Source organism: Shewanella sp. SM20 (assembly GCF_025654545.1).
Taxonomy (GTDB): domain Bacteria; phylum Pseudomonadota; class Gammaproteobacteria; order Enterobacterales; family Shewanellaceae; genus Shewanella; species Shewanella oncorhynchi.
This window is the reverse complement of the sequence record NZ_JAKKRK010000061.1, coordinates 19676-27114: the sequence shown is the minus strand read 5'-3', so window position 1 is coordinate 27114 and position 7439 is coordinate 19676. Positions and strand designations below refer to the sequence as shown.

The window sequence follows — 7439 nt, the reverse complement described above, 5'->3', positions numbered from 1 at the left end:
CGATAAGGCTATTCAATAAATTCCCTCATGTACGTAAAAAGCTATGGGGCAATAGCTTTTGGGCCAGAGGTTATTTTGTAGATACAGTAGGTGTTAATGAAGAAATCATTAGACGATATGTGCGCCATCAAGATAAACAAGATCAGGAACATGAGGCTCAATTGTCGTTGCAGATGATGTAGTTTTTGGAATAGCCCCTTCCAGGGGCAAGTCAAAGCCGCCTTCTAAGAAGGCGGATTCTTTACTATTTCTCAAAAGTTGTTCTTAAGCCGAAAGCCTATTAACGTCCAAGCCAAGCCGCTATTTTGCTTTTGTCACGAATGGATAGGGCGACAGTATCCTTAGGCGCGGCAGCAATAGTTAACCCACCCGTCATCAATTCATCCCGTCTAAACCAATGTAAATTCAACGATTCACCCAGCGGATACTGCTGTAGCTGCGCCTCAAATTGTCCTGAGACTTGTAGGTTATCCGCGGCAATTAACACATCACCTGCACTTAACCCTGCAAGGTGTGCAGGGCTGCCTTGGGTGACAGTCACGATTTTTAATCCAACAGGTGCTGCTTGGGTTTTCGCGCCGAATGCAATCTCATAACCTTTCGCTTGCCCGCCGCCCACATCTTGCGCACCTTGACTGGATCGAAGACTCAAGTTGACCCCAAATTCGGCGAGTAAAGCCGCTAACGGAATATCGTCCGTACTATCTAAGTAGGCAAACAGATCTTGGCAATCACGACCAAGGAGTCGTTCCACGATGGCTTGATGGCAAGTATCTGTGGTGCCTTTATCTTGCAGAGCATATTCCTGCCATAAAATCTGCATAACATGGTCGAGATTATATTTGCCCTGGGTTTCGCTGCGCAGGGTTAAATCTAAATACAGCGCAAACAGAGCCCCTTTAGTGTAATAACTGATGATGGCATTTTGTGCGTTTTCATCCTGCTTGTAGAACTTAGTCCAAGCATTAAAGCTTGAGTCCTTAACACTTTGTTTAAAGCGCCCCTGGCTGCGATAGACACGGGTGAAGGTCTCACTCAGCATATCTAAATAGCTTTGTTCATCTACCAGACCTGCACGATAGGTAAGAAAGTCATCGTAATAGGAGGTGATGCCTTCATAGGCCCATAATTGTGGCGTATAGGTTTCTGCCTCAAGTTTATAGGGTAAAAAGCATTCAGGCTTAATGCGCTTAACGTTCCAGCTGTGGAAATACTCGTGGCTGCACAGGGATAAATAAGTGCGATAGTCATTATTGATTGGCATATCTAGCGACAGCGGTAAGTCTTTGCGTGAACACATTAATGCAGTAGAAGCTCTGTGCTCTAAACCGCCAAAGCCATTGTCTAATACTGTGGTCATAAACAAATAATGTTTAAACGGTGCAGGCGTACCAAAGAAGTTAATCTGATACTCACAAATGGCCTTTAAATCTTGGCAGAGCCTTGGCATACAAGCACGGTGGCGACCATTGAGTACGATATCATGCCGCACGCCACAGGCATCAAAACTCCCTAAGGTGAATAAGCCCATTTCCACCGGATGATCGATGAGCTCGTCATAGCTTTTAGCTGAAAATTGGCCGAAGGCAAAATCGTCACCATTGGTGCGAGTCATGCTGGTAGCAAGGCGCCAGTCACTTAATGTTGGCTCTGTTGGTGGCTCTATAGAGACGGTGTGTAAAGAGTCTTCGAAACCATGGGCGGATAAAAACACGCTACTGCCGTTAAAGAAGCCGTGGGTCGTGTCCAAATGCGCGGTGCGCACCGACAGATCCCAAGCATACACTTGATAAGTCAGAATAATTTCGCTGCTATTATTGTCAATCGACCAAGTTTGCTTATCTAGTTGGGTGAGCTTAAGCGTTTGGCCTTGTGCATCTTGTGCCTTGAGTTCAATGATATTTTTGGCAAAGTCGCGCACCATATAACTGCCTGGCAGCCAAGCGGGTAGGCTAAAGACCTGCACTGGCTTGGGTTGTGATAATGTCATAGTGACAGCGAATAAATGGGCTTTCGGATCGACGGGGATTATCTGGTAATGGATCATATTTATCCTGCAAAACCTGAGTGTTTTAATGGTGGCCATGCTGCCAAAAATGCCTGCAACTGGCAAATGAAAAGCAAAATATCTGCAGACACAAAGTATTGAATTGCTAGTATACTATGCCAACTAACCCAAGGAGGACGCCCCATGGCCGAAGAAACGATTTTCAGCAAAATTATTCGTCGCGAAATTCCCGCGGATATTCTGTATCAAGATGAACTTGTGACTGCCTTTAGAGACATTTCCCCTAAGGCGCCAACCCATATTTTGATTGTGCCGAATCATTTGATCCCAACGGCGAACGACATGAAAGCCTCTGATGAGCCGGTGCTTGGCCGTATGATGACGGTTGCGGCTAAATTAGCGGCGGAAGCGGGTATCGCTAAAGATGGCTACCGACTGATCATGAACTGCAATCAACACGGTGGACAAGAAGTCTATCACATTCATTTCCACCTTGTGGGCGGGGAGCCTCTGGGGCCCATGTTGAGCCAAGGCAAATGAAGGTCAATTCGGATTTTTTCCCGCTGACCCAAATGGCGCAGCGGTTTGTGGATCAACTAGCCCAGTGTCGCCGTCTCGGTTTAACGGTACTGGAGGCGAGTGAGCACCATGTGTTGATTGAGTTGCCCTACAGCACTGAATTAATTGGGTATCCCGATACGGGCGTTATCCATGGTGGAGTGATCACTACCTTAATGGATACTGCCTGTGGCAGTGCAGTCGTGAGCGCTATTTTCCATAAATTCAAATTATTAGAAATATCACCTACGCTCGATTTGCGGGTGGACTACATGAAGCCCGCTCAGCCCCATAAGCCTGTATTTGGTTTTGCAGAATGCTATAAGTTGTCTTCTAATGTTGCCTTTACTCGGGCAATTGCTTACCAAGACAGTATCGACGATCCCATCGCCCATGCCGTCGGCTCTTTTATGCGGATAAGCCCTGAAATGGTTGGTGATGCCTTTAGGCAAGCGTTAATGGGTGAAGCCGTGCCTGCGATAGGAGAGAGTGATGAGCGCAAATAATTCGATACTAGATGCAGCCAGTACAACTCAAAACGCACAGGTTAAAGCGCCTATTGATGTGCAAGGGATAGTTAAACGCGCCACTGAACTTAATGATTTTGGCCATTTACTTGAGCACGTTCCCTATGCCAAATTTATTGGCATGAAGGTGGAGCGTTTTGGTGATGAACTGATTTTTAAATTGCCCGCTAAAGACGACAATATCGGTAATCCTGTGTTGCCCGCTATTCATGGCGGCGTGATTGCGGGCTTTATGGAAATGTCAGCGATAGTGCAGTTAATGGTATTTATGCAAACGGCAAAGGTGCCTAAAGTCGTTGATTTTTCAATCGACTATTTACGTGCAGGTCTGCACAAGGATAGTTTTGCTGAGTGTCGTATTACCCGTCAGGGTCGACGAGTCGCCAACGTGAATATTGATTGTTGGCAAACCAATCGTAAGCAGCTTATTGCTACGGCACGGGCACATTTTTTGATTGATTAATCTGATTAAGTTTAGATTGATGAAGCATGACTGATTCACTATTTTAGATTGAGAATGCTTTATTTAACCTATGTTATTAAGCATGAGTTCAGCACTGTTCGATTAGTTTGTCGTTTAATGGGAAATGATGCGCTAGCTGCGTATTTTGTGGCGTGACTAGGAGAAATATATGAAACAAGTTTATACAGGGTTATTACTGGCCGCAGCGCTTACCTTAGGTGCTTGTGCCTCACATACCGCAGGGATTTCAGTGAGCTCACTGGGTGAAACCCGCGTCGATAACTCCAGCTTTGCCAGAGATATTGCGGTACAGAGTGTGGATGCACGCCGAGTCGGTGATTTAGTGCAGGGCTCAGCGTTGATTGTTAGCAAATCCTCGTCCGATATGCGTGTGCAATATAAATTCACTTGGTACGATGCCAGCGGTTTTACTATCGAAGATGAAGCGACCAGCTGGAAATCGGTGAAATTACACGGTAAACAGCAATTGCAAGTCGGCGCTGTTGCACCTAATGCCCAAGTGGTTAAATTTGATGTATACGTGCGTGAAACCTTTTCAAACTAAGCTTGAGTTTACTTCTGTTTAGTTTATTCCGTGTTTAATTGATTTTTTGATATTAAACCCGTTTTAAAAAGGCTTACTTCTTTTAAGGAGTAAGCCTTTTTATTCTTTTTACATCAACGTTCAATGACCTTAAGGTCATTCAAATGTTATTAGCTTTCGTCTTTTTGACATTGAAAGTTGCGATAAATTACCCATTTTTAAGCAAAAAGGTTTACGGCAAGATGAAATCCGGACTTTAGTCCTAAATATATTCAGTGATTGAGCACTACTATCAGCATATTACCACATGAGGATAGAAAGATGACTGCTCATATTAATGCTCAACCTACTGATTTTGCTGAAACTGTTATTATGCCGGGTGATCCACTACGTGCTAAATATATCGCTGAAACCTATCTCACCGATGCCGTAGAAGTCACGAATGTTCGCAATATGCTTGGTTACACAGGCTTTTACCAAGGACAACGCATTTCCGTTATGGGGCATGGTATGGGTATTTCATCTATGGTGCTCTATGGCCATGAGCTGATTAATTATTTTGGCGTGAAACGCATTATTCGTATTGGCAGTTTAGGTGCAACACAAAAACATGTACAAATGCGAGATGTCATTTTAGCCCAAGCCGCAGGTACGGATTCACCTACTAACGCTAAGCGTAGTAGCGGCTACCAAATGGCGACTTCTGCGACCTTTTCTTTATTGCATAAAGCTTATACAACAGCGAATGAGAAAGGTATTAGTGTAAAAGTTGGTAATATCTTTAGTGGTGATCTTTATTACGATCCTGACGAAGATATGATCCCCGCACTTGAACGTTTTGGGGTATTAGGTATTGATATGGAAGTGGCGGGGCTTTATGGATTGTCACACCAACAAGGTATCGAATCATTAGCCATTTTAACGGTATCGGATCATTGTTTAACCGGTGAAGAAACTACGGCCGAAGAACGCCAACTCTCTTTTAATAATATGATCGAGCTCGCGTTAGAAACCGCCCTCAATTAGGTTTAAAGCCATCCTTTGAACCCTTAGCATTTCACTTATGGAATGACATAATGAATAATAAAATTACTTTAACAGCCATCAGTTTTCTCGCCAATTTTATTATGGCGGGCTTTGCGACCCAATTTGGGATGTTGATTGAACCCATAGCTGAGAAATTTGCCGCTAATGTTAACGAAGTTGCATCAATTTTTTCATTGCTTAATGGCGGTGCACTCGCGGGAACGATTGCAGCATTTTTCTTTATTGAAAAAATGGGTATCAAAAGAATGACCTTGATAAGTTACAGTCTGGTTGCTCTTTCTGCTCTGGCTTTACATCTAACCAGTTCCCTACAAGTTGTGATGGTAGCAATGACCTTAATTGGTTTTTGTGGCGGTATCGGTCTATGTATTGCTGGTACGATTGTGGTGTCTGTGTGGCAAGAGAAATTACAAAGCACAATGTTAGTGGTGCAAGATGCAACGTTTAATATTGCAGGCGTTATTTTTCCATTGATAACGACTTATGCATTAACAAATTCATTATCATGGAGTTATAGCTATTTAGCCGTAGGTTTAGTGGCGTTCGGTACAGTCATTATTACCTTGTTCACTCATTTCTCTATTTGCGAGCAATCTTCTACAACACAAGAGAAACAACAGTCTGAATGGAATCTCGGTATTATTAGTGGAGGTATTGGTTTATTTTTAGGAATGTTGGCTTTATATACTTTTTTAACTTGGGCACCTTTATTTGTAAAACAAAAATTTGATATTCCGTTTGAAGATGCCGGTAATATTATTACCCAGTATTGGTCCGCTGCGCTAATTGGGGCGTTAATTTCGACTGTGATTGTGACTCGTGTAAAAATTCACCATTTCTTAGTCGGTATTATTGCTTTAGCTATGGTGATCACCGCTGCCATTGTCAGTACCAATAATCTTAATTGGATAGCTTATTTAACCTATGGTTACGGTTTTGTGTGTGCCGCGCTTTATAATGCATTTATTGCTTATGGCGTGTCTTTTGTAAAAAAAGCCAGCAGCAAAAATGTGTCATATATTCTTATTAGCGGAAGTGCTGGGGCGATGTTTAGCCCAGCCATCAGTTCTTTCTTTGAACGTATTATCGGATTACAAACAGTGATGTATGTGATACCTCTGCTTTACGCAGCGATATTTATGCTATTGATCGTTTCAAGTCGGATGAAATCGGCTATGGAACAACACTCTCCATCGGTAAGTTAATTTACCTGTGCATCCATCCCACACTCGGTTGTTAAATTAAGTCGAGTGTGGGTTATGTTGAAAGCGGTTATATACCTGCTTCAACAAATTTCTTGAGTGCGTTGAGATCACAAATCCGAATGCCATCTTTTTTCCGCTCAATTAAGCCTCGTTCCTCAAGATTTTGTAGCGCCCGACGGTAGACTCGGTCGGTAGTACCAAATCGTTCAGCCTCTAAATAGCGTTTACTAAAGCCATCTACGGGCAAGTCATTTAAGTATTCATGGTAAATATCAAATGCCACGTTATAACTGATGGGATAGAGCAGTCGTCGAGTAAAAATATCCACTGTGTCTTGGTAGTCAATCGCAATTGCACTAGCGAAAAATAGCGCGAGTTGAGGATGCTGACCGAGGCAATGTTGTAGTTTTTCAGCGCTAATCAACATGATTTCTAAGGGTTCACTGGCAATAATGTCTAGTTGACAGTGGTACTGGGTGAAGAACTCCATTTCGCCAAACAGTTGTGAATCACAATCAATAGTACCTAATTGAAAACACCGACCATTTCTTGCGGTATGGCCGAGCGATACTCGACCTTGCTTTACCAATACAAGTGATGCCATCGCTTCCCCCTGCGTCATGAGGTGAGCGCCTTTTTTGAGCATTTTTATTTCGCTGATGCAGCTAAGTACAACCGCTTCAATAAGTGGATAGTCTTGCTCCCATCGCTGGCTATAACGTCCTTTCGATAAAGGTTTTAGCTGCATCGACTATTGTCCTCTTACTGTGTTCGAAATTGCGACCTTCTATAGCATTATCATAATAGGCGGTCAAATGGACGAAAGGATTTAGGCGGCTACTAAAGATATTTTCATCATACGGACTGAAGGGCAGTGGTTTTCGCGACATTTAATTGAATCGCAGAGATAAGAGTGCCCACTTTTTATTTCCGTCATGTATACTAGGCACCGCCAAGGGGTGTTTGTTGTGCATTAATGTTACTCTGATTTTAACGTTAACGGCTGCAAACTGAGATGTCATCTGACGAACCCTTAGAACCTGATCCGGCTAATACCGGCGTAGGAATGGGCCAATCAACAGCACAC

8 protein-coding genes, 1 pseudogene and 1 riboswitch are annotated in these 7439 nt (G+C 43.3%); of the genes and pseudogenes, 7 read left to right on the top strand and 2 right to left on the bottom strand.

The features are described 5' to 3' along the window. Window positions 1-182: pseudogene (gene tnpA / locus L5M18_RS19895) on the top strand (IS200/IS605-like element ISSod23 family transposase); the annotation flags it as partial. A 98-nt stretch (window positions 183-280) separates the two neighbouring features. Here the strand turns inward: tnpA and L5M18_RS19890 are convergent. Then, complete coding sequence (locus L5M18_RS19890) at window positions 281-2047, bottom strand: M61 family metallopeptidase (protein WP_263198370.1); 1767 nt, start codon at window positions 2045-2047, stop codon at window positions 281-283. A 144-nt stretch (window positions 2048-2191) separates the two neighbouring features. Between L5M18_RS19890 and hinT the strand changes: the two genes are divergently transcribed. The 6 genes from hinT (at window position 2192) to tsgA (ending at window position 6352) form a co-directional block, all read left to right on the top strand. Continuing rightward, a complete protein-coding gene (gene hinT, locus L5M18_RS19885; protein ID WP_006081303.1) occupies window positions 2192-2548 on the top strand; it encodes a purine nucleoside phosphoramidase in 357 nt (118 codons plus the stop codon). Beyond that, complete coding sequence (locus L5M18_RS19880; RefSeq protein ID WP_263198368.1) at window positions 2545-3072, top strand: PaaI family thioesterase; 528 nt, start codon at window positions 2545-2547, stop codon at window positions 3070-3072. Before hinT ends, L5M18_RS19880 begins: the two co-directional genes overlap by 4 nt. Then, window positions 3059-3556 (top strand): PaaI family thioesterase, encoded by a 498-nt coding sequence (locus tag L5M18_RS19875; protein ID WP_168823948.1) that lies wholly within the window; start codon window positions 3059-3061, stop codon window positions 3554-3556. The genes L5M18_RS19880 and L5M18_RS19875 overlap by 14 nt, the downstream gene beginning before the upstream one ends. 169 nt (window positions 3557-3725) lie before the next feature. After that, window positions 3726-4121 carry a YcfL family protein gene (locus L5M18_RS19870; RefSeq protein WP_028760301.1) on the top strand — a complete coding sequence of 132 codons (396 nt, stop codon included), beginning with the start codon at window positions 3726-3728 and terminating at the stop codon, window positions 4119-4121. 300 nt (window positions 4122-4421) lie between these two features. Then, window positions 4422-5126: a purine-nucleoside phosphorylase gene (gene deoD, locus L5M18_RS19865; protein WP_012196924.1), complete on the top strand. Its 705-nt coding sequence runs from the start codon at window positions 4422-4424 to the stop codon at window positions 5124-5126. 50 nt (window positions 5127-5176) lie between these two features. After that, window positions 5177-6352, top strand: a complete 1176-nt coding sequence (tsgA, locus tag L5M18_RS19860; RefSeq protein ID WP_219252759.1) for an MFS transporter TsgA — start codon at window positions 5177-5179, stop codon at window positions 6350-6352. Between the two features lie 67 nt (window positions 6353-6419). Here the strand turns inward: tsgA and L5M18_RS19855 are convergent, their stop codons facing one another. Then, the gene (locus L5M18_RS19855) at window positions 6420-7100 is read right to left on the bottom strand and encodes a Crp/Fnr family transcriptional regulator (protein WP_012196926.1); all 681 of its coding nucleotides are present in this window, start codon (window positions 7098-7100) and stop codon (window positions 6420-6422) included. Window positions 7101-7297: 197 nt separating this feature from the next. Continuing rightward, a riboswitch (TPP riboswitch) is annotated at window positions 7298-7436 on the top strand. Window positions 7437-7439: the final 3 nt, after the last annotated feature.